The 21,799-nt window shown below is 33.9% G+C and carries 19 protein-coding genes; 13 read left to right on the forward strand and 6 right to left on the reverse strand.

Features of this window, described 5'->3' with window-relative positions; all coding sequences use genetic code 11:
- Positions 1-24: 24 nt before the first annotated feature.
- Positions 25-1,737 (reverse strand): hypothetical protein, encoded by a 1,713-nt coding sequence (locus tag FGF67_RS12950; protein ID WP_139698184.1) that lies wholly within the window; start codon positions 1,735-1,737, stop codon positions 25-27.
- A gap of 158 nt (positions 1,738-1,895) precedes the next feature.
- On the opposite strand from FGF67_RS12950, the gene FGF67_RS12955 reads away from it, so the two are divergent.
- From FGF67_RS12955 to FGF67_RS12965, 4 genes are all read left to right on the forward strand, one after another.
- Positions 1,896-2,474, forward strand: a complete 579-nt coding sequence (locus FGF67_RS12955; protein ID WP_139698185.1) for an RNA polymerase sigma factor — start codon at positions 1,896-1,898, stop codon at positions 2,472-2,474.
- On the forward strand, positions 2,474-2,647 hold the full coding sequence (locus FGF67_RS17450; RefSeq protein WP_199240688.1) for a hypothetical protein: 174 nt from the start codon (positions 2,474-2,476) through the stop codon (positions 2,645-2,647). The genes FGF67_RS12955 and FGF67_RS17450 overlap by 1 nt, the downstream gene beginning before the upstream one ends.
- Positions 2,648-2,667: 20 nt before the next feature.
- Positions 2,668-3,495: a mechanosensitive ion channel family protein gene (locus FGF67_RS12960; RefSeq protein ID WP_139698186.1), complete on the forward strand. Its 828-nt coding sequence runs from the start codon at positions 2,668-2,670 to the stop codon at positions 3,493-3,495.
- 378 nt (positions 3,496-3,873) lie between these two features.
- Positions 3,874-6,486 (forward strand): MGH1-like glycoside hydrolase domain-containing protein, encoded by a 2,613-nt coding sequence (locus tag FGF67_RS12965; protein WP_139698187.1) that lies wholly within the window; start codon positions 3,874-3,876, stop codon positions 6,484-6,486.
- A gap of 149 nt (positions 6,487-6,635) precedes the next feature.
- Here the strand turns inward: FGF67_RS12965 and FGF67_RS12970 are convergent, their stop codons facing one another.
- Together FGF67_RS12970 and FGF67_RS12975 are read right to left on the reverse strand one after the other, a co-directional pair.
- Positions 6,636-7,121, reverse strand: a complete 486-nt coding sequence (locus FGF67_RS12970; RefSeq protein ID WP_139698188.1) for a threonine/serine exporter family protein — start codon at positions 7,119-7,121, stop codon at positions 6,636-6,638.
- Positions 7,122-7,132: 11 nt separating this feature from the next.
- The gene (locus tag FGF67_RS12975; protein ID WP_139698189.1) at positions 7,133-7,903 is read right to left on the reverse strand and encodes a threonine/serine exporter family protein; all 771 of its coding nucleotides are present in this window, start codon (positions 7,901-7,903) and stop codon (positions 7,133-7,135) included.
- Between the two features lie 229 nt (positions 7,904-8,132).
- On the opposite strand from FGF67_RS12975, the gene FGF67_RS12980 reads away from it, so the two are divergent.
- Positions 8,133-8,771 carry an outer membrane beta-barrel protein gene (locus FGF67_RS12980; RefSeq protein ID WP_139698190.1) on the forward strand — a complete coding sequence of 213 codons (639 nt, stop codon included), beginning with the start codon at positions 8,133-8,135 and terminating at the stop codon, positions 8,769-8,771.
- 59 nt (positions 8,772-8,830) lie between these two features.
- Here FGF67_RS12980 and FGF67_RS12985 read toward each other — a convergent pair whose 3' ends face one another.
- The gene (locus tag FGF67_RS12985; protein WP_139698191.1) at positions 8,831-10,183 is read right to left on the reverse strand and encodes a DEAD/DEAH box helicase; all 1,353 of its coding nucleotides are present in this window, start codon (positions 10,181-10,183) and stop codon (positions 8,831-8,833) included.
- A 38-nt stretch (positions 10,184-10,221) separates the two neighbouring features.
- The gene (locus FGF67_RS12990) at positions 10,222-11,112 is read right to left on the reverse strand and encodes an aldose 1-epimerase family protein (protein WP_139698192.1); all 891 of its coding nucleotides are present in this window, start codon (positions 11,110-11,112) and stop codon (positions 10,222-10,224) included.
- 79 nt (positions 11,113-11,191) lie between these two features.
- On the opposite strand from FGF67_RS12990, the gene pabB reads away from it, so the two are divergent.
- Positions 11,192-12,484 (forward strand): aminodeoxychorismate synthase component I, encoded by a 1,293-nt coding sequence (gene pabB, locus FGF67_RS12995; protein ID WP_139698193.1) that lies wholly within the window; start codon positions 11,192-11,194, stop codon positions 12,482-12,484.
- On the opposite strand, the gene FGF67_RS13000 is transcribed toward pabB, so the two are convergent.
- On the reverse strand, positions 12,481-13,173 hold the full coding sequence (locus FGF67_RS13000) for a hypothetical protein (protein ID WP_139698194.1): 693 nt from the start codon (positions 13,171-13,173) through the stop codon (positions 12,481-12,483). The two genes, pabB and FGF67_RS13000, sit on opposite strands and share 4 nt — an antisense overlap.
- A 122-nt stretch (positions 13,174-13,295) precedes the next feature.
- Between FGF67_RS13000 and tilS the strand changes: the two genes are divergently transcribed.
- The 7 genes from tilS to FGF67_RS13035 all read left to right on the forward strand — a co-directional run bounded on the left by tilS (position 13,296) and on the right by FGF67_RS13035 (position 21,695).
- A complete protein-coding gene (gene tilS, locus FGF67_RS13005; RefSeq protein ID WP_139698195.1) occupies positions 13,296-14,618 on the forward strand; it encodes a tRNA lysidine(34) synthetase TilS in 1,323 nt (440 codons plus the stop codon).
- Entirely contained in the window at positions 14,615-16,234 is a 1,620-nt protein-coding gene (gene ade / locus FGF67_RS13010) for an adenine deaminase (RefSeq protein WP_139698196.1), read from the forward strand. Before tilS ends, ade begins: the two co-directional genes overlap by 4 nt.
- Positions 16,235-16,241: 7 nt before the next feature.
- The gene (locus FGF67_RS13015; protein ID WP_139698197.1) at positions 16,242-17,210 is read left to right on the forward strand and encodes a YheT family hydrolase; all 969 of its coding nucleotides are present in this window, start codon (positions 16,242-16,244) and stop codon (positions 17,208-17,210) included.
- A 98-nt stretch (positions 17,211-17,308) separates the two neighbouring features.
- Positions 17,309-17,770 (forward strand): (2Fe-2S)-binding protein, encoded by a 462-nt coding sequence (locus FGF67_RS13020; RefSeq protein ID WP_139698198.1) that lies wholly within the window; start codon positions 17,309-17,311, stop codon positions 17,768-17,770.
- A gap of 21 nt (positions 17,771-17,791) precedes the next feature.
- Positions 17,792-20,017, forward strand: a complete 2,226-nt coding sequence (locus FGF67_RS13025) for a xanthine dehydrogenase family protein molybdopterin-binding subunit (RefSeq protein WP_139698199.1) — start codon at positions 17,792-17,794, stop codon at positions 20,015-20,017.
- Positions 20,018-20,039: 22 nt separating this feature from the next.
- Positions 20,040-21,065, forward strand: coding sequence for an XdhC family protein (locus FGF67_RS13030; protein WP_139698200.1), 1,026 nt, complete (start codon positions 20,040-20,042; stop codon positions 21,063-21,065).
- 3 nt (positions 21,066-21,068) lie between these two features.
- The gene (locus FGF67_RS13035) at positions 21,069-21,695 is read left to right on the forward strand and encodes a nucleotidyltransferase family protein (RefSeq protein WP_139698201.1); all 627 of its coding nucleotides are present in this window, start codon (positions 21,069-21,071) and stop codon (positions 21,693-21,695) included.
- The last annotated feature ends 104 nt before the right edge of the window (positions 21,696-21,799 follow it).

Consider the following 21,799-nt stretch of genomic DNA (forward strand, 5'->3'; position numbering starts at 1 on the left):
TTTTGTTAACAATAGTTTAATTTTTTATAAAATGTCAAAATCAGCAAAAGCCCAACTTTTTAAAAGTTCTTTATTAATTTGTTCTAGATTTTCTTGGTCATTTATAGCGGTATAGGCCTTTTTTAGCCCATGATGTGCCCATCCGTTTTTAGGAAAGTAAAATAAGTCTTTTTTATATGTTTTTATGGCGTCTTCATATTGTTTAGCTTGTATTTGAACTTCCCCTAAATGATGTCTTATCGAGAAAAACCAGTCTGGAGGTTCATTATAATTTAAGGCATCTTCCATGGCTACAGTTTCTTTAAGTGTTTTTATGCTATCGGTTAAATTGCACTCATGTGCCATAATTTCAGCATTTAAAACATTATAGGCTATATTTACTAAATCAGCGACATTGTTGATTTCCCAAATAGTGATTTCTTTTAGTTGGGCATTATTTTTTAATGTATTTAAAGCGTTTAATTCTGCTTTGGCTTGTTCTATATTGCCTTTTCCTAAGTACGCCATACCTTCCGCATAATGTCTTATAGCTTTTGGATATGGTAAATTGTAAGATTCAAGTTTCATATTCAAAATAGCATCCCACATTTTAAATTTAATAGCAACGTAGTACGGTATGGAGTAATAATGTTGCAAAGTGCCCCATCCAGGTTCTTTCATAATATCGGGGTGTACATGATTAGATACCTTTTGAGCCCCTATCATGGCCCAATAACTATTACCTTCAAGGGTTGCAGTAGCAGCCAAAAAATGATAATTATGCGGGTAATACCCTAAAGGATAAGCACCTTGAGCATGGCAAGCCGAAACATATGTACTATCAGCTTTTACTGCCGCAATATTAGAGAGTGTGCCTTTATGATATTCGCCAGTTCTTATATAGGTGTGAGAAGGCATGTGTAATAGGTGACCAGACCCAGATACCAGACCATCATCAAATAATTGAGCAGATGTATTGGCTCTTTCGGGGGTGTTAGACATTTCAACAGCATGAATATAAAAATGATGCGCTCCTGGGTGCTTTGGGTTGTGTTTTATAATGTCTTCCAGCGTAGATACAATCTCTGGAGCCCATGGTTTTGGTTGTCCGGATTTATCAAAAAGATCCCAAGGATGTAAATTCATCAAAGATTCTACATAAAATGTTTTAATTTCGGCATCCTCGGGGTATTTAGCAGACAGCTTTTTCAAGGCATTGGAATAGGTAATATCTAAAGGCATTCTGTCTTCAGGTGGAACAGGAGCGTAGCGTTTAGCCATTACTTCAATAAACGCTTGTTCTTTTTTTGAAGCATATTTTGAAAGCGATTTGGCCTTTTGAATAGCTTCATATGCACGTTCATAATTATCGGGTTCCATCCCTGCATTATAGTTTGGACCTAAAACGTATGCAAATCCGAAATAAGCCATGGCACAGTCTGGCTCTAATTTTGTTGCATAATAAAATGAACGGGCTGCTTCGGCATGGTTAAAGGCATAAGCAAGTGCTAACCCTTGGTTAAAATAACGTTGCACTAATTCATTACTTGTTGTTATTGGATAATTTACAACATCATATCCGTCTAAAAGGGGGGCTACATTATCCGCTGTATACCATTTTGCATCTGTTACAGGTGGTGCACATTTATATTTTGAACTAGACGTTTTAGTAACCACAAGTTCAACAGGTTTTTTTTCAGGTTTTTTGCAGGCTGTAAACAAAACTAGGGCAGCTAAAAAAATGAATATGCTTCTCATGGTTTTGTAAATATTTGATTTTTAATGGTTTGTTTGAAATAAAGTTATGCAAATTTTACGTAAGTTTAAGATAAAACCAGAATAATTGATTTGATTGTGTGACCTCTTTATAAAAGTTGTGTCTTATTGTGTGAACCGTTAATTGGCGTGAGCTACATTTGAAAACCATAGACAACATTAATAAATTATCTGATGAAGATTTGGTAGATGCTATTGTAAAAACCAATAATACCTTACTTTTTGAAATTTTGTATGATAGATATGCAGATGTAGTTTACAATAAATGCTTTAGTTTTTCTAAGCATTTAGATGAAGCAAAAGATTTAACACAAGATGTTTTTTTGAAGCTTTTTGTTAAACTGTCAAGTTTTAAGGGAAAGTCTAAATTTTCAACTTGGTTGTATGCCTTCACCTATAATCATTGTGTGAATTATGTAACCAGAAATTCAGCTAAAAAAATTGAAAAACAGTCAGTTCAAATTGAAGATATTAAAAATTTATCGCTAACAGATCAAAAAGAAGAGTTTAGCTTTTTAGCCATGAGGGTAGATAAGTTGAAGTTGGCTTTAGAATTAATTTCTCCCGAAGAAAAGATGATTTTGTTGTTAAAATATCAAGATCTTTTATCAATAAAAGAAATAGAAAGTGTTTTAGGTATTGGTGAGAGTGCTGTGAAAATGAGAATAAAGCGCGCTAAAGATAAATTAAAGACTGTTTATAATGACAATATAGAATAATGGATAATCCGTTTAAACAATTAAATCAGCCGCTTAAGGAAGTTCCAAAAGAACTTAAGTCGAAGGTAATGAATGATATTGCTGTGGCTAAGTTGTTAATGGATTTGGCTATGTTATTTTCTGTTGATGCTGCAAAAATTATTGAACAAACTATGAAGAAAAGAAAAAATTAACTGAACTAAACGATATTAAAATGGAGAAAATAACAGCATGGAATGACGGTGTTATAACATCGCTATCTGCAATGACAGGAGAAGTAGCCAAAGTTATCCCTAATATTTTGGGAGCTATAGTGGTTTTGGTTTTAGGTTGGTTGCTTACCAAGGTTATTGTTAGTATTGTGAAAAAAGCACTCAAACTAGCAAAAGCCGATAAACTTGATGATAAGATTAATGATATTGAACTTTTTGGAAGTAAAAAGTTAAACTTCAATGTGATTACCATCATTACAAATTTTGTAAAGTGGATTTTCTATTTCATCATATTAATTGTAGTTACAGATATTTTAAATTTAACCTTAGTTTCAGAGGAAATAAAAAACTTTTTGGGGTATGTGCCGCGGTTATTTTCTGCATTAATCATTTTTACCGTTGGGCTGCTTTTAGCAAACTTTATTAAAAAAGCTGTTGTAGCATTTTTTGAATCCATGGATTTGTCTGGAGCCAGACTGATTAGTCAAATCGTATTCTTATTGCTAATCATTTTTATATCCATTACTGCGTTAAATCAAGCAGGAGTAGATACGGCCATAATAACCAGTAATATTACATTACTACTTGCTGGTTTTTTGCTAGCTTTTGCACTAGCTTTTGGTTTAGGAGCCCAAAGGGTTATTACAGAATTATTAAAAGCTTTTTATGCAAGGAAAACTTATGAAATAGGACAATATATTGAATTTAATGATATACGTGGTGAAGTGTTATCAATAAACCATATTTCGGTAACTTTAAAAACAAAAGAAGGAAAACTAATTGTTCCTATTAGCGATATTGTAGAGAGCCAAGTAAGTGTTCGGGATTAACTTTAAGTTAGGGTTAAAATTTGGTTGGTTACTTTTCTGAACACCGAATATCTCTACCGTCCCTTTTCATTAATTTGAAAAGGGACTTTTTTATATACATTGATACCTGAAAAATATTTACAATAACAAATGCAGCATTGAATTTTAAAAAAGGATGAATTGATATTAAAAACATGATTCAATTTTGAAAATGAAAAAAAACTGCATCAATTCTATGAATAAAGCAATACTTAAGTAAGGGTACAAGAAATTAATGAAATAAATATTATTTTTACCTCATACCTAGTAGCAGATGGAAGCTTTTAAATGAGCAAACCGCCCCACTAACATCAGTTAATAGCATATGTAAATCTGCAAGGCAAGATAATTTTGTAATTTATGAGTAAAGGAAAAGAAGCAGAAAGATTGGCTACGCAAAATCCATACAATAATTGGAAAAAATGGGGGCCATATTTAGCAGAAAGACAATGGGGAACCGTTAGAGAAGATTATAGTTTACATGGCACAGCTTGGGATTTTATTGATCATGATAAAGCCAGAAGTAATGCCTACAGGTGGGGAGAAGAAGGTATTGCTGGATTTACCGATTGCCGCGAAATTTTATGTTTTGCCCCTGTTTTTTGGAATGGTAAAGATGCTATTTTAAAAGAACGTTTATTCGGACTTACCAATAACGAAGGTAATCATGGCGAAGACGTTAAAGAACTGTACTTTCATCAAGTATCTTCACCAACGCACTCATACTGTAAATATTTATACAAGTACCCTCATAAGGCCTTTCCCTATGGAGAGTTGATTGAAAAAAATAGAAGGGAACGGTACGAAACAGAGTATGAATTATTAGACACAGGATGCTTTAAAGATAACGCCTATTTTGATTGTTTTGTAGAATATGCTAAAGCAGGAATCGATGATATTTTAATGAAGATTACTGTGGTGAATCGTGGTAAAAAGAAAGCTCCCATTCACATATTACCCCATTTATGGTTTAGAAATTTTTGGAAACATAATGAGCGTTTTGAAAGACCTAGTATGAATGCTATTAATTCAGAAACGGTACTATCTAGAAGTATTAGAAACGGACGTTATTATTTATATCATGAAAAAGGCAAGCAGTTATTCTGTGAAAATGAAACAAACAATCAGCGCATTTATAATGTTTCAAATCATACAGAGTATGTTAAAGATGGCATAAATGATCATGTTGTAAATAAAAAAGCAACGGTAAATCCAAAGAAAGAAGGATCTAAATTTGCGGTATGGCATAAGTATAACTTAAAACCAGGAGAAGAAGTTTCAGTTAAAGTAAGGCTCAGTAAAAAGAAGAAAGAAGATCCTTGGGCAGATTATAATGCTGTTTTCAATGAAAGACAGAAAGAATGTGAAACGTTTTACGATACTATTCTTGATTGCAACGTACCAAAAGCACATAAACATATAGCGAAAAGAGCCTTTTCAGGGTTACTCTGGACCAAGCAATTTTACTACTATGATGTTTTTAAATGGCTATTTGGTGGCCCAGAAGAGCCTTCTCCAGTTAGGCATAACCCAAGAAATTTTAATTGGCAACATTTAACTAATAGACATGTTATTTCTATGCCAGATAAATGGGAATACCCTTGGTATGCAGCGTGGGATTTAGCATTTCATATGGCTTCTTTTGTTGAGATTGACCCCGACTTTGCTAAAGAGCAACTATTACTTGTTTTACAGGAAAATTACATGCATCCTAATGGGCAAATTCCAGCCTACGAATGGAATTTTAGTGATGTAAATCCTCCTGTTCACTCTTGGGCTGTATGGAATGTTTATGAAAAAGATAAAATAAAAACAGGCAAAGGCGATATTAAGTTTTTAGAAAAAGCGTTTCAAAAGTTACTTATCAATTTTACATGGTGGGTAAATCAAAAAGATAAAAACGGAACTGATTTATTTGAAGGCGGATTCCTAGGGCTTGATAATATTGGTGTATTTGACCGAAACCATATGCCGCAGGGTATTACGAGAATGCAACAGGCCGATGCTACAAGTTGGATGGCCATGTTTACTCTAAACATGATGCGCATGTCTTTAGAATTGGCTAAAACAAATAAAATTCATGAAGAGTCTGTTTCAAAATTTTTTAGACATTTTTTAAACATTGCCTGGGCCATGCATCACATAGGGAAACGCGATATTTCACTTTGGGATGATAAAGATAAATTTTACTATGATGTGGTTGAGATGGCTAGTGGTGTTACAGATAGATTGAGAGTGCGTTCGTTAGTAGGAATTATACCTCTTTTTGCAGTAGATGTCATTCATCAAGATTTGTTCGCTCAGTTAAAAAAGTTTAGGGTTAGAGCTGCAAATATTGTTAGAACACGGCCAGACCTAGCTTCGCTAATTTCTAATATAGAAGAAACAAATGCTGATGGTAACTACTTGTTTTCAATAATGCGCGGGTATAGACTAGAGCATTTACTAAAGCGCATGTTGGATGAGGATGAATTCTTATCAGATTATGGTATCCGTTCACTTTCAAAATACCATGAAAAGCATCCATTTGTATTCGTACATCACGGGTTGCATCAAATTCAATATGAACCAGGAGAAAGTCAATCTAATATGTTTGGTGGTAATTCTAACTGGCGCGGGCCTATTTGGTTACCATTAAATTATATGATTATTCAATCCCTACGTAAATATTATGAATACTATGGTCCAGAATATGTTTATGAGTTTCCAACAGGTTCAAGTAATAAACTAAACTTGAAAGAAATAGCAAACGAATTAAGTAAACGATTAATAAAGCTTTTTGAACGTAATAAGAAAGGCAAGTTTCAATATCATACAGATGATGAAGACAAAGTGTTTACTAATGATGAACATTTTAATAACGAACACTTTTTTTATGAATTCTTTAATGGTGATACAGGTAGAGGACTAGGGGCGTCGCATCAAACGGGATGGACGGCACTTATTGCCAACTTAATCATGGAAATGGAATAGTTAAAAAGATTGATTCATACAATACAAACCGCAAGTAAATAGTGATTAGCCAAGCCTATCTTACCCTGAGGAAGGCTTTTTACTTCCATAGTATTCAAGAATTAATAAAGTGTTAGCACTCAAATATAAAGCAGCTGTTTTTTCTATTTTTATTTTAAGCTTTTTACACTGCTTTTGTTTAGTATTAACATGGGCAAAGAAACGCCTATGGTTAGTGACAGTAAAATATAAATCATTTGAAAACCATTAGCAAAAATTGCATCAATTAGCATAAGTCTTTTGCCTTCATCGGTTTCAATAAAAACAAAATTCATGATAGATAAAATAGTTTCATAAGCAAAATACCCTGGTATCATAGGGATTACAGCTGGTATAGAAAACACGACTGGTGGGTGATGTATTTTGTGTGCAATAGGAATGCTAATAAACCCAACAAATGTGGCTGCTACTAAACTTGATAAAGCAACATGACAATCAAAATACAGTAAAAAGAATTTTATAAGTCCGGCAGAAGAGCCTAACAAGAAAATGGTAAATATGGTTTTTTTGGGCACATTAAATATAATGCCAAACCCTAAAGCAGCAATACCAGACCAAAAAGAGACTTCTAATAAACGTAATAAGAGATCAATCATCTAATTAAAATTTATTTATTAATTGAAAAAATATACATGGCTACAAAAAGACCTGTAGCAATGGCAAGTACGGTCATAGTACCAACAACAAACCGTACAATACCGTTTAATATGTTGCTTTCTAGTAAATCGGTGAATGAATTAATAAGGGCCACACCAGGTACTAAAAAGAGAATGGACGTGGCTAAAGCTGTTTCTGGGTTTGTTCCAATATTAAAAACAACACCTAAAGAGGCAACTAAGGAAGCTGTGAGTGAAGCTAGAAAAATTCTAACATACATATTGTACTTTAATTTATGAGCCTGTTGCGACACCAATAACGCGATAAAAGCGCTAATAAATGCGACTAACATGTTGAGGTAGTCTCCCTTAAAAATATTACAAAACCCTGCTACGGCTAAGCTAACAGCAACAAGAACTACAATTTTTGGATATCTTCCTAAGTTCTTAATACGTTCTATTTCAGCTTTAATTTCGTCTAAAGACCAGTTTTCATGTGTAGCTGTCCAGCTAGCTTTACTAATTTCAGAAATCGTTAAAAAATTTAACGCATGGTGCGGTAGGTTTTGCACCTTGGTTATTGTTTTTTGGGATGACTTATCAGTTAAAGTCATGATAATGGTTTTTTGATTTATCCAACTGTGGGTATCGATGTTAAGGATGGATGAAAACCGTTCAATACTTAAGTTGATTCTTTCGGTGTTTGCTCCAGAAATCATTAAAAGTGTAGTGATTTCTAGAAGCAAATCGGCAGTTTTAGTGAACTCTTCAGAATTAGACATTGGGTTGATAGAAATTTTGTGCAAAAATATAATTGTATGCTTTTATAGAAACTGATTCATATCAGTTAAAATTAACAATTATACATTTAATAAGTTATGTTTTCTAGTGTCAATATTAAGTCTTGTGATTAATTATAAGTTAACATAATAGTTACAAAAACTTTATGTAGTGCTTGGGGTGGCGGTATAAGCTTTGATACATACTTGCTATAACTTTTAATATTTTATTATGAAAAACATTTTATGTATTGCCGTGTTATTTGTATCGTCTATTTTTATGGCTCAAGAGGCGAATGACACATTTAGTATTCCTAAAAATCAATGGGTTTTAGGGGGGAGTTTAAGTGTTAGTAGTTTTAATTCTAGTAGTGATGATTTAAAATCAAAGTCTGATAGTTTTTGGTGGGAAATAGCTCCAGACGTGGGGTATGTTTTTGCCAATAATTTTATGGTTGGTATAAAAACACAATATCGATTTGGGGATGGTGATGATAATTTTGATAATGGTAATGCATATAAAAGATCTTTTCAGTCTTTTAGTGTAGCGCCTTATATAAGAAAGTACTTTTTTGTAGCCAAGAAATTAGCGCTTACATTAGAAGGAGGAGTAAAAGTTTCAAAGCGTTGGGATGAATTTACAGAAGTAAATGCTGAAAAAGAAGAAACTATATCAAATGATTTCTTTGTAGGTATTAGTCCAGGGTTGGCTTATACATTATCGAAAAAGGTATACTTATATTCTAGTTTAGGAAATGTAGGCTATTACAAAACAAAATCTGAAAAAGAAGGAGACATAACAAAAACCGATGCTTTTTCATTTAATGTGTTTACAAGTCATTTAAACTTTGGGGTTCTATTTTTACTTTAGTTATAATAGAATTAAAATATAAACAAAACGGGAACCTTTAATGGGCTCCCGTTTTATTATTATTTCTTTTTGTTACGTTTATTATAGTTTTTATCACCACGGGTTTTAGGCTTTTTATATTTTTTTGCCATTTCCCTACGGTAAGAACCTCCTAAGTTTTCTTTTTGATTTTTTGCTTTTTTCTCATGAAAAGCGGGGCCAGGAGCATCTTCATCACGTCTTTTAGCGGGGTTATGACGCTCTTTTATTTGAGGCCGTTCTTCCTCAATAAGTTCATTTGAATTTTCAACCGTATCAGGAAGTTCTAAAACAGGTATCTTCATTTGCATCAAGTTTTCAATATTTTGTAAAGCCTCCTGTTCGTTTTCTGTTGAAAATACCAGCGCCTCACCTTCGCGTTCTGCGCGTCCTGTTCTTCCTATTCTATGCATGTAGTTTTCAGGATATTCAGGGGTGTCAAAGTTTATAACGTGCGACACATTATCAATATCTAAACCACGAGCCATAACGTCTGTAGCAATTAGTATACGGTTGTGGCCTTCTCTAAATTGTTCAATACTTCTTAATCTGTAATTTTGGGTTTTATTGGAGTGAATAACGCACAATTCTTCTTTAAAATGTTCATCAAGTTTTTCAAAAAGTCTATCGGCCATGCGCTTATAGGCTACAAAAATGATGACTTTATTAAAACGTGCTTCATCTTGAAGTAAATCAATAAGGAGATTCACTTTTGTGTAAAAATTAGGAACATTATAACGGTGCTGAGAAATATTATCTAGGGGAGTCCCTGAAACTGCTATAGATACGCGCTCTGGATCTTTAAAAAAATCATTAATTAACAAATCAACATCCTGTGTCATGGTAGCCGAAAACATAATATTTTGTCTGCGTTCGGGAAGAATATCAAAAATATTTATAAGCTGATGTCTGAACCCTAAATCGAGCATCACATCCACTTCATCAATAACCAGTTTTTGAATAGACTTTAACTGCAACACCCTACTCATAGCCAAGTCATAAAGACGACCAGGAGTGGCAACTAATATGTCTAGTCCTTCAGCAACTGCTTGTTTTTGTGTGTTTATGTTAGTACCTCCATAAACACCAAGTACCCGGTTATTTATGTATTTAGAAAGTTTTTCAATTTCATCTACCACCTGTACCACCAATTCACGAGTAGGCACTAAGACTAAAACACGAGGTGTGTCTTGTTTTGAAAATTTCAGGTTTCTTAATATAGGTAGCATATAAGCAAACGTTTTTCCAGTACCTGTTTGCGCAATACCTACAACATCTCTACCAGAAGCAACAACATTAAAGGCTTGTTCTTGAATAGGTGTTGGTGTTGTAAAACCTAAATCTTCTATTGCGTTATATAGTGGTGTGTTTAAATTTAAATCGTGAAAGGTCATAGTGGTCTTTAATTGGGCGTAAAGTTAAGCTTATTATTTTACTCTAAATGTGTGTTGTTTATTTCAATGCTGTAACTGGCTTTAAAGTCACAATTAGACGCTAGTTTAATAATGCCTTCTTTTGAAGTGAAATCTTGATTGGTAGATTCATAATCGGCTATACCTAACCATGGTTCAATACAGATATAATCTCCATTTGGTTTTGCCCAAATACCTAAGTAAGGAAAGTCTTGAAACAAAACCGAAAGAATTCTACCTTTATTAGAGCTGTTTAAACTAATCTTTTTTGATTTTAAATCTTTGAAAACAAGCGCATCTCTATTAAAAAGCTCGTGCTTTAAAGGAAGCGTTTTTGTGTTGTTTAACATGAGATGTGTTTCAGACGAAATCAATCCGTTTTCCATGTTAATAAGGTGCCTTTTAGAATGTTCAGTGTGTTCAAACTCCAAAAAATAATCCTGATAGTTTTCATTTTCAAAAACGGGACATTTAAAAGCTGGATGTCCACCAATCGAAAAATACAAAGCTTTTGTATCCAAGTTTTTTACGTGATGCAGCACTTCAATTTTATTGTTGGTTAATTTAAAAGTGATATAAAATTCAAATTTAAAAGGATATATCTTTAGTAAGTTCTCATTATAAGTTAGTTTAAAAACAAGTGTATTTTCAGTTTGATCTTGTAATTCAATATTTTCATTATGTCTTACAAAACCGTGTTTTGGGAGTTTATAGTGATTATCATTAAAAATATATTCACCATTTTTAAGAGCTCCAATAATAGGAAATAAATTGGGAGCATAACTTCCCCAAATATTAGAATCGGCATGCCACATAAAATTAGTTTTATGTTTTACACTCTCTATTTTACAAAGTTCAGCTCCTGTTTTTTTTACAGCAATTTTCAACTTTTTATTTTGTAATGTATACATTTTTAGTGGGTTTAAACTTATTTACAAAAATCTCAATTTTTTAAGTATTCTAATTAAATTTGTAGAATAAAATAGGCCATTGAGAACTACTGAGATTCATAAACTATCAGATATACCTAATTTTAAAAAACAATTACTTGTTTGGGCACAACAATATGATGATGTTATTTGGCTAGATTCCAATAATTATGAGCAAAAGTATTCTAGGTACGATGCTATTTTGGCCGTAGACGCTTTTACAAGTATTAGAACAGATTTTCATCAGGGTTTTGATAAATTAAAAGAGTATCAAACGTATGCCAAAGATTGGATTTTTGGGTACTTGTCTTATGATTTGAAAAATGATGTTGAACATTTGGAATCAAAAAATTATGACGGATTAGGGTTTCCTGATCTTTGTTTTTTTCAACCCAAACGCTTGTTTTTGCTAAAAAATGACACCGTTGAAATACAATATTTGAATGCCGTTTCAGATGAATTGCAAGAGGATTTTTTTGCTATTAAAAACGCCAGTGAAGGGGTAAGAGGTCATGCATTTTCAGATTTAAAAATTAAGCTCCGTATTCATAAGGATGACTATTTTGATAAGGTTAATCAAATGCTTAACCATATCCATCGGGGGGATATTTATGAGGCTAATTTTTGTCAGGAGTTTTATGCAGAAAATATGGTAATCAACCCGTTTGAAACTTATCAAAAGCTGAATAAAATATCTAAGCCACCTTTTGCCTCATTTGTGAAGTTTAATGATAAGTATATTCTTAGTGCCTCACCAGAACGCTATATTCAAAAACATGAGGATTGTATTTTGTCACAACCCATTAAAGGAACGGCAAAACGCTCATCAAATCCAATGGATGATGAAGGGTTAAGAACTAAATTGTCTCAAAATATAAAGGAGCGCAGTGAAAATATTATGATAGTAGATTTGGTGCGTAATGATTTGTCTAAAACCGCACAAAAGGGTAGTGTTACGGTTGAAGAACTGTGTCAGGTATATACGTTTGATCAGGTGCATCAAATGATTTCTACGGTAACTTCAAAAGTAGAAGAAGGTGTACACCCTGTAGATATTATAAAAAGTACATTTCCTATGGGAAGTATGACGGGGGCTCCAAAAATTTCAGCCATGAAAATCATTGAAAATCTAGAAGAAACTAAACGTGGTGTTTACTCAGGAGCCATCGGTTATTTTACGCCTAAAGGTGATTTTGATTTTAATGTAGTGATAAGAAGTATTCTTTATAATCAAACCAATAAATACGTTTCATATTCAGTAGGAGGAGCCATAACTGCTAAAAGTGACCCGCTCCTTGAATATGAAGAGTGTTTGGTAAAGGCCAAAGCCATGAGAACGGTGTTAGAAAGTTAGTCTAAATGTGTTCTAAAGCTTTTAAAGACCAAATTTAACACGCGCTCCACACGTTTGGGTTCTATGTTTTTAATTTCGGCAATGTCATTGAAATTTAACTTTCCAAATACAAGTAAATCAACAATATCTGATACTTTTAGTGGTAACCAAGAGTAGAATCTGCCTAATAAATTATTCTGTTTTCTTAATGTAGGTTGATCTATGTCAACATGGTTTCCTGGTGAGTTATCGCGGTCAGAATAAAGAAATAACTGCCAATTTTTATCGTCTTGATGGTATGAGATGTCATCTAATTCGTCATTCATAATTAAATCCAAACCTTCGTCAATGGTGAATTTCTCTTCAAGGCTATCTAGTTCTTCTTCTAAAATGATATGTGTACTCAAAGTGTTTTTATGAAATGCTTCCTTTTTAAATAAATCGTCTAAATCAATATTCACAATTTTAAACAGTTTCATTTTTATGCTTTGGTTATCCATGTCAATGTCATAGCCCTGTTCATAAAATTTAGCAACAGCTTCGTCTATAAAATCATGCGAATTATACATGTTTTTGGGTATAGTTTTAGTTCGCTCAGAAATGTATAATCTGTGTTTTACATAAGCCTGAAGGTGTTGTGTGTTTGAAACTACCTTTTTATTGAAAGTAGTTTGAGTAGCTCGGTCGTTTAATTTTTCTATCGTACACATAACATATATATTTAGTTTCCTGCTTAAAGTTACAAAATAAGTTGTCACTTGGCATGACAATTATCATGGGTTATTATGCGTGTTATATGTAATTACAAGAGCAATGTTGTATCTTTGAAGTCATGCTTAATCTACTACAAAAACATATTGATGATAAACTAAGTTTTCTAAAAACAGGAAAACTACTCATTGCTATTTCTGGAGGTGTTGATAGTGTGGTTTTAACATATTTGTGCCATACATTGAAATTAAATATTACACTGGCCCACTGTAATTTTAATTTGCGTAGTGATGAGAGCGATGCTGATGAAGATCATGTTGTTCAATTGGCAGATTATTTGAATTTGGAGGTTTTTGTGCAGCGGTTTGATACGCAAAAATATGCGCAAGAAAACAAACGATCTATACAAATGGCGGCTCGTGAGTTACGCTATGCTTGGTTTAGTGAAATAGCAGAACAATTGCAATTTGATTATATCTTAACCGCGCATCATGCCGATGATAATTTAGAAACGTTTCTTATTAATTTTAGTAGAGGGACAGGCTTGGAGGGCTTAACAGGAATACCTGAAATAAACGGTAAGTTTGTGAGACCGCTATTGCCTTTTTCTAGTGAGTTTATTAAAGCTTATGCGATTGAACATAACATAACATGGCGTGATGATAGCAGCAATGCTTCGGTAAAATATTTAAGAAATAAATTACGACATGAGGTGATTCCAATTTTAAAAGAGATAAACCCTAATTTATTGTTTAGCTTTCAAACCACACTGAATAATTTAAACGATGCTTCTTTGATTATTAAGGAGACCATGACATCTTTTTTAGATCAAGCTATTGAGGTGCATTCAGAACAGGAAATCAAATTTAAAATAGCGGTGTTTAAGAATACTAGTCATCCTAAAGCTTATGTGTTTGAAACTTTTAAACCATATGGTTTTACACAATGGGACGATATTTTAGTTTTGCTAGATGGAGAAACCGGAAAACAAGTATTTTCAAGTACACATAGACTCATAAAAAACAGAGAACATTTGCTTTTAAGCCCTATAAAAGCATCTGATTATAAAACCATTTTAATACCTCATTTAGAAAAATCTGTTGAAATACCGGAAGGCATACTACATTTTGAGGACGCTAAAGCTATGGATGATAAAGATGATAACGTGTTGTATGCAGATAAAAGTAAACTAGAGTATCCAATCATACTTAGAAAAAAGCAGGAAGGCGATGTGTTTTATCCTTTAGGAATGCAGGGCAAGAAGAAATTGAGTAAATATTTTAAAGATGAAAAATTATCGCTATTAGATAAAGAGCATACTTGGTTGCTTTGTTCAAAAGAAGCAATAGTTTGGGTAGTGGGCAAACGTGCCGATAATCGTTTTAAAGTAGATGCAAATACTAAAAACATTTTAAAAATAACCTTTGTAAAACATCAAGATTGAAAATATTAGGTCACATTGTTGATATTAAATCCAGACGGATTTTTAAGGGCGAAGTCACTGTTTCTAACGGGAAAATTTTATCTATTGTAGAAAAAGATCATAATGTCAATCAATATATCTTACCTGGTTTTATTGATGCGCATATTCACATAGAAAGTTCTATGTTAGTGCCATCAGAATTTGCAAAACTAGCCGTAGCCCATGGCACAGTTGCCACCGTATCAGATCCACATGAAATAGCCAATGTTTTAGGTATTGAAGGCGTTGAATTTATGATTGAAAATGGCAAGCAGGTACCTCTTAAGTTTAATTTTGGAGCCCCTTCCTGCGTGCCAGCCACAAATTTTGAATCTGCGGGTGCTGTTATAGATTCTGAAGCCATTAAAACACTCATGGAAAACCCAGATATTAAATATTTGGCTGAAATGATGAATTACCCAGGTGTTCTTTTTGATGATGATGAGGTATTAAAAAAAATAAAATGGGCAAAGCTAAATGATAAGCCTATTGATGGTCATGCGCCAGGACTCCGTGCGGAGGCTATTTCTAAATATATCGATACAGGCATTTCAACCGATCATGAATGTTTTACTTATGAAGAAGCTCTGGAAAAACTTCAAAAAGGCATGAAGATTTTAATACGGGAAGGGTCTGCTGCTAAAAATTTTGATGCGTTAATTGATTTGTTACCAGAACATTTTGAAAACATCATGTTTTGTAGTGATGATAAACATCCTGATGATTTAATTTTAGGACATATCAACCAACTCTGTGAAAGAGCCGTGTTTAGAGGTATTGATGTTTTTAAAGTATTGCAGGCGTCCTGTATAAATCCAGTTGAACATTATAAATTGGAGGTTGGTTTATTGAAAGAAGGAGATGCGGCCGATTTTATTGTGGTAGAAAATCTGTTAAACTTTAAACCCATTAAAACGTTTATTGATGGAGAGTTAGTATATAGTGAAGGAACGCATAAAATAAATACTATAGCCTTTAAAAAGTTGAATAACTTTAACTGTGCGTTAAAGGAAGAAAAAGACTTTCATGTGCCTGTTAATGCCCGTAAAATAAGAGTTATTGAAGCTTTAGAGGGGCAACTAGTAACCAATGAAATAATTACAGATGCGTTCATAAACCAAGGGAATGCCGTTTCAGATGTTCATCGTGATATTTTAAAAATGGCTGTTGTAAATCGCTATAAAAACACGAAACCAGCCATGGCTTTTATTAAAAATTTCGGACTCAAAGAAGGGGCTATTGGGTCTTCAGTGGGGCATGATTCGCATAATATAATAGCTGTAGGAGCTTCAGATGAAGCTATATGCAGAGCTGTAAATTTAATTATTGAAAATAAAGGTGGTATTTGTGCCGTTTCAAAGAGGGAGGAGCATATTATTCCGCTTCCTGTAGCAGGTATTATGAGCGATTTAGATGGTCATGCCGTAGGTGAGGCATATGCCAAACTTGATGCTTTTGCAAAAGCATTAGGAAGTTCGCTTAATGCGCCATTTATGACACTTTCATTTATGGCACTTTTGGTAATTCCTACATTAAAATTAAGTGATAAAGGTCTATTTGATGGAAATACTTTTAAATTTACACCGTTAGCGGTTTAAAAAAGATATGCCAGTTATAGAATCAACATATAAACCAAGGTTTTATTTTAAAAACGGGTTCGTGTCTACAGTATATTCAGGGTTGATAAGACGCGTTTCTTTAACACAACATAGAGAGCGATTCTTTTTGCCTGATGAAGATTTTTTAGATTTAGATTGGAGTTTTGCTAAAAGCCAGTCAAAAAAGTTAGTGATTGTGTTGCACGGGTTAGAAGGCAATGGTCAACGACCTTACATGAAAGGTGTAGCCAAGCTTTTTAATAATCACGGAGTTGATGCCGTATGTGTAAATTTTAGAGGGTGTAGTGGCGAAGATAATCTTAGTTTTAAAAGTTATCATTCAGGCGAAACAGGTGATTTAGAAGTAGTCATAACACATGTTATAACAGAAAAAAAGTATACAGACATATATTTGAGTGGCATAAGTTTAGGCGCTAATGTTATTTTGAAGTATTTAGGAGAGCAAAAAGAGGTACCTTTTGAAATTAAAAAGGCAGTGGTGTTTTCGGCACCATGTTATCTGCCTGGGGCAGCAAAAGAATTGCATACACCTAAAAATTTTCTTTATCACAATCGTTTTTTAAAACATCTTTTAAATCGCCTAAAACGTAAACAGATACGTTTTCCTGAGTTATTAAGTTCAGAGGAATTTAATTCAATAAAAACATTAACCGATTTTGATCGTGTATATACAGCGAAAGCACATGGTTTTGAAGATGCATTAGATTATTATTTGAAATGTAGTAGTTTACAGTTTTTGGAGCATATATCAATTCCAACACTGGTTATAAATGCTTTAAATGATTCTTTTCTGTCTTCAGAATGCTATCCAGTAAAAGAAGCTAAAAACAACCCTAATCTTTTCTTAGAAATGCCTCAGTTTGGCGGGCATGCCGGTTTTATTGACAAAAAGAACGTGTATTACAATGAAAAAAGAGCATTGGAGTTTATTCAAAATAAGATAAAATCGATATAAACAAGGGTATATTTGGTTTAGTTAAGAGTCTGTTAAAATAATAAGTTCGTCAATAGGCCAACTATTTTTTTTAATAACTTGATACAAAAATCTAAACTATGCCAACATTTAACTTAAACATTAATAAAAAGAACTATACTGTTGAAGCAGATATAGATACACCATTACTATGGGTTTTAAGGGATAAAATTAATCTTGTTGGAACCAAATTTGGGTGTGGAATAGGACAATGTGGTGCCTGTACAGTTCATGTTAATGGCAATGCCATGAGAAGTTGTTTGCTTTTGGTGTCACAAGCTGAAAGTATGGATATTACCACTATTGAAGGATTGTCAGAAGATGGTAGTCACCCAGTTCAAGAAGCATGGAAAGAAGTTGATGTGCCACAATGCGGTTATTGTCAATCAGGGCAAATAATGACAGCCTCTGCTTTTTTAAAACAAAATTCTAATCCGAGTAAATCACAAATTAGAAATGCCATGCACGGTAATATTTGCAGATGTGCATCCTACAACAGTATTGAAAAGGCCGTTGAAGTTGCTGCAAAAAAAATGCTGTAATCACTTAATCCATAATTACCAATGACTACTTCAAAACAACAAATAACCTTCAATAGAAGATCTTTTATAAAAACTACAGCATTAGCTAGCGGAGGCATGCTCATCGGTTTTAATTTATTTCAAGCCTGTAAAGAAGGTGTAGTGCCTCCTGTAGACATCAGTCAGCTAAATTTTAATGATTTCAATGCCTTTATTAAAATTTCTGATGAAGGTAAAGTCACTATTTTTTCTCCAAACCCAGAAATAGGTCAAGGTGTAAAAACTTCAATGCCTATGCTTATTGCAGAAGAGTTGGATGTAAAATGGGAAGATGTTTATGTTGAACAAGGCAAGTTAGATACAAAGAATTATACCCGTCAGGTAGCTGGAGGGAGTCAGTCTATACGGTTTAGCTGGGAACCTTTAAGGCAAACAGGAGCTACTGCAAAGCAAATGCTTATTAATGCCGCAGCTATCAGGTGGGGCGTTGAGGCTTCAAGTTGTTCTGCTAAACAAGGTGTAATTACTAACTCAAATGGTGATGTTTTAGGCTATGGTGATGTTGTTAAAGAAGCGGCTCTACTTGAGGTGCCAGAAAAAGTAATATTAAAAAAGCCTGAAGCGTTTACTATAATTGGTAAAGGACAAAGTAATGTTGACATTGATAAAATAATAACAGGTAAACCTTTGTTTGGTCTTGATTATAAAGAAGAAGGCATGGTATATGCTTCTATTCTTCGTCCGCCAGCCTTTGGACAAAAACTGGAATCTTATGATGATACTGCAGCAAGAGCAATGCCAGGTGTTTTAGATGTGATTACCATAGGAGAAAAACTAAGACAATATAAAGATAATAAGAAGAAAAGCTGGACCGCACAATTGGTCGATTCAGATAAAATTGTGGTTATAGGAAAATCAACTTGGGATGCTTTAAAAGGTGTAAAGGCTATTAAGGCAAGTTGGGTGACAGATTCTGATTTAGAAAGTACAGCTGACCATGACAGGATACTTTTTGAATTACTAGATGGAAAGAAAACCTTTACAACAAAACGATCTGATGGAGATGTAAAAAAAGCGTTTGATGAGGCTGATAAAGTTTTAGAACGTACGTATGAAGCACCTTTTTTACCTCACAACTGTATGGAACCTATGAATTTTTTCGCAAATGTTACCGCTGAGAAAGTACATTTGGTAGGGCCCATTCAAACCCCCGAAGAAACGGCAAAAGTTGTAGCCGATTTGTTAGAAAGAGATCTAAATCAGGTAGAAATAGAAATGACACGTATGGGAGGTGGCTTTGGAAGACGATTATACAGTGATTTTGTATTGGAAGCCGCCGAGATTTCTAATGCCATTCAAAAACCAGTAAAAATGGTGTCTTCCAGAGAAGGTGATATGACCACAGGCGTTTATCGGCCTTCCGTAAAATACAAAATTGCAGCCTCTATTAAAGATGGAAAAGTTACAGGCTATCATTTAAAAGAAGCTTGTATTAATGGAGGAATGTATAATTTGATTCCTAATTTTTTTCCAGCCGGGGCCATAGCGAATTATCAAGTAGATACGGTAAGTTATAAAAGTAATATCACTACCGGCGCTTGGCGTGCACCATACACCAATTTTTTAGCAAGTGCAGAGCAAAGCTTTTTTGATGAACTAGCAGAAGCGCTTGGTGTGGATAGAATAAAGTTGCATTTAGACTTGTTACAAAATGTAAAGGGAACAACTGATGAACGTATTCAATATAGTCCAGAACGTTTAGAAGGCGTTATAAAATTGGCTGTAGAAAAATCAAATTGGGGACAACCTAAAGCAGGCGTTTATAAAGGGTTTTCAGTGTATTATTGCCATAATACTCATGTTGCTGAGGTTGCCGAAGTAGCTATGGAAGACAACATGCCTGTTGTGAAACGTGTGGTTTGTGCTGTTGATTGTGGTATTGTTGTAAATCCTCTAGGTGCGTTAAATCAAGTTAAAGGTGGGGTTATTGATGGTGTAGGCCATGCTTTGTATGGCGATTTTTCTTTTAAGGATGGCGTACCTCAATTTAATAATTTTAATACCTATCAACTCATAAGGATGGCGCAAACGCCTGAGGTAGAAGCATACTTTGTAGAAAGTGATCTAGCACCAACGGGCTTAGGAGAACCAACATTACCGCCTGTAGGAGCTGCGGTTGCTAATGCTATTTATGCCGCTACAGGAAATAGGGTTTATAAGCAACCGTATTTAAATAATATGAAGGTTGAACAAAACATTCTAGGATAAAAAAAGACGATTTTAATTTTTCATGACGCACGAGTTTAAGAAAATAGTTTTTGAGGCTATGAATGCCAAAACAAAAGGGCTTAAGTCTGTTTTGGCTTCAGTAGTAGCATTAGATGGTTCGTCGTATCGCCGCCCGGGCGTAAGAATGCTCATATTAGAAAACGGCAAGATGATTGGAGCTGTAAGCGGTGGCTGTGTAGAAAAAGAAGTGCTCCTACAATCTGAATCTGTTTTTAAAACAGGAGTTTCTAAAGTAATGACCTATGATGGAAGGTATAGATTGGGCTGTGAAGGTGTGTTATATATCTTAATAGAATCGTTTAGTCCTTCGAACCAGTTTTTTGAATCTTTTAAAAGTATATTGAAGACAAGAAAAACGTTTAAAATGGTATCGCATTTCAATAAAATAGCAGAGGAGTCTCCTTATTTCGGATCTTTAGTTAGGATAGAAGATAAAGTTTTGTCTTTAAATAAAAAGCATGAGCCTAAAGACATAACAGGTAATATGTTGTTTGAAGAAAGCATGCCACCATGTTTTAAATTAATGATTATTGGAGCCGAGCATGACGCGGTTCAGTTGTGTCAGTATGCGTCATTAACAGGCTGGGAAGTGTCTGTTTTAGCGGGGCATTCTGAGCATAAATCTATTACCGATTTTCCTGGAGCACTTTCTTTACAGGCTATAACCCCCGAAATGGCAAATTTTCAACAGGTAGATCAACAAACGTCAGTCGTTTTAATGACACATAATTTTGCTTATGATTTAAGATATTTAGTAGCTTTAAAAGACACGCTTCCAAATTATATAGGGCTCTTAGGGCCTACAAAACGCAGGGACGATTTATTATCGCAATTTATAGAGTATGTCCCAAATATAAGTGATGATTTCTTAGAAAAGATTCATGGACCAGCGGGTTTAAATGTAGGTTCTGAAACCCCGCAAGAAATAGCCATCTCTATTGTTTCTGAAATTTTAGCATTTACCAGAAATCAAGAACCTATGTCTTTAACCAAAAAGGTTGGTAACATTCATTCTAAACCAGAATAAGGCTTGTCTGTAACTCTTTCAAAAAATATTGCTATAGCTATTTTAGCAGCAGGAAGCTCTTCTAGATTTGGAAGCCCCAAACAGTTAATAGCATGGAACAAGACTACATTAATTAAGCATCGTGTTAAAACAGTTTTAGCAAGTGATGGCGCGCAAGATTTTATAGTTTTAGGCGCGCATTTTGATATGATTTATAAGGAAATTAAGGATGCTAAAATCACCGTTTTAAAGCATGCAAGGTGGGAAGGTGGCATTGGAAGTTCTATTGCTTATGTTGCTAAGCATTTGATGAAAACCTCCCATAAAGTTAATGGATTACTGATTGTTTTGGCAGATCAACCGCTTATTACGTCCGCATATTTAAATAATCTTATTGCCCAATTTACTATAGGTAACAATCAAATTTTAGTGAGTTCCTATAAGGATGGAACCAAAGGTGTTCCTGTATTATTTGACGCGTGCTATTTACAAGAATTGTCTGGGATGACAGGCGATTTTGGAGCTAAAAAGATACTTAAAAAGTATCATAATGCTGTTATAGAAGTTGATAGTAACGTTCAAAATTTTGATATTGATTCAGAAACAGACTATTTAAAGCTACAAAAGATTATTGCTCGTTCTAAGCAATAAATTTTTGAAAGTTACGAAAACCTTTAAGTAATAAATATTATTTTGTAATATATTGTTTTTTAGGTGTTTATGGATTTTTGTGCCTTTGGTGAAATAGGAAGTTT

It is taken from the genome of Allotamlana fucoidanivorans, from assembly GCF_006265225.1.
In the GTDB taxonomy this organism is placed as follows: Bacteria; Bacteroidota; Bacteroidia; order Flavobacteriales; family Flavobacteriaceae; genus Allotamlana; species Allotamlana fucoidanivorans.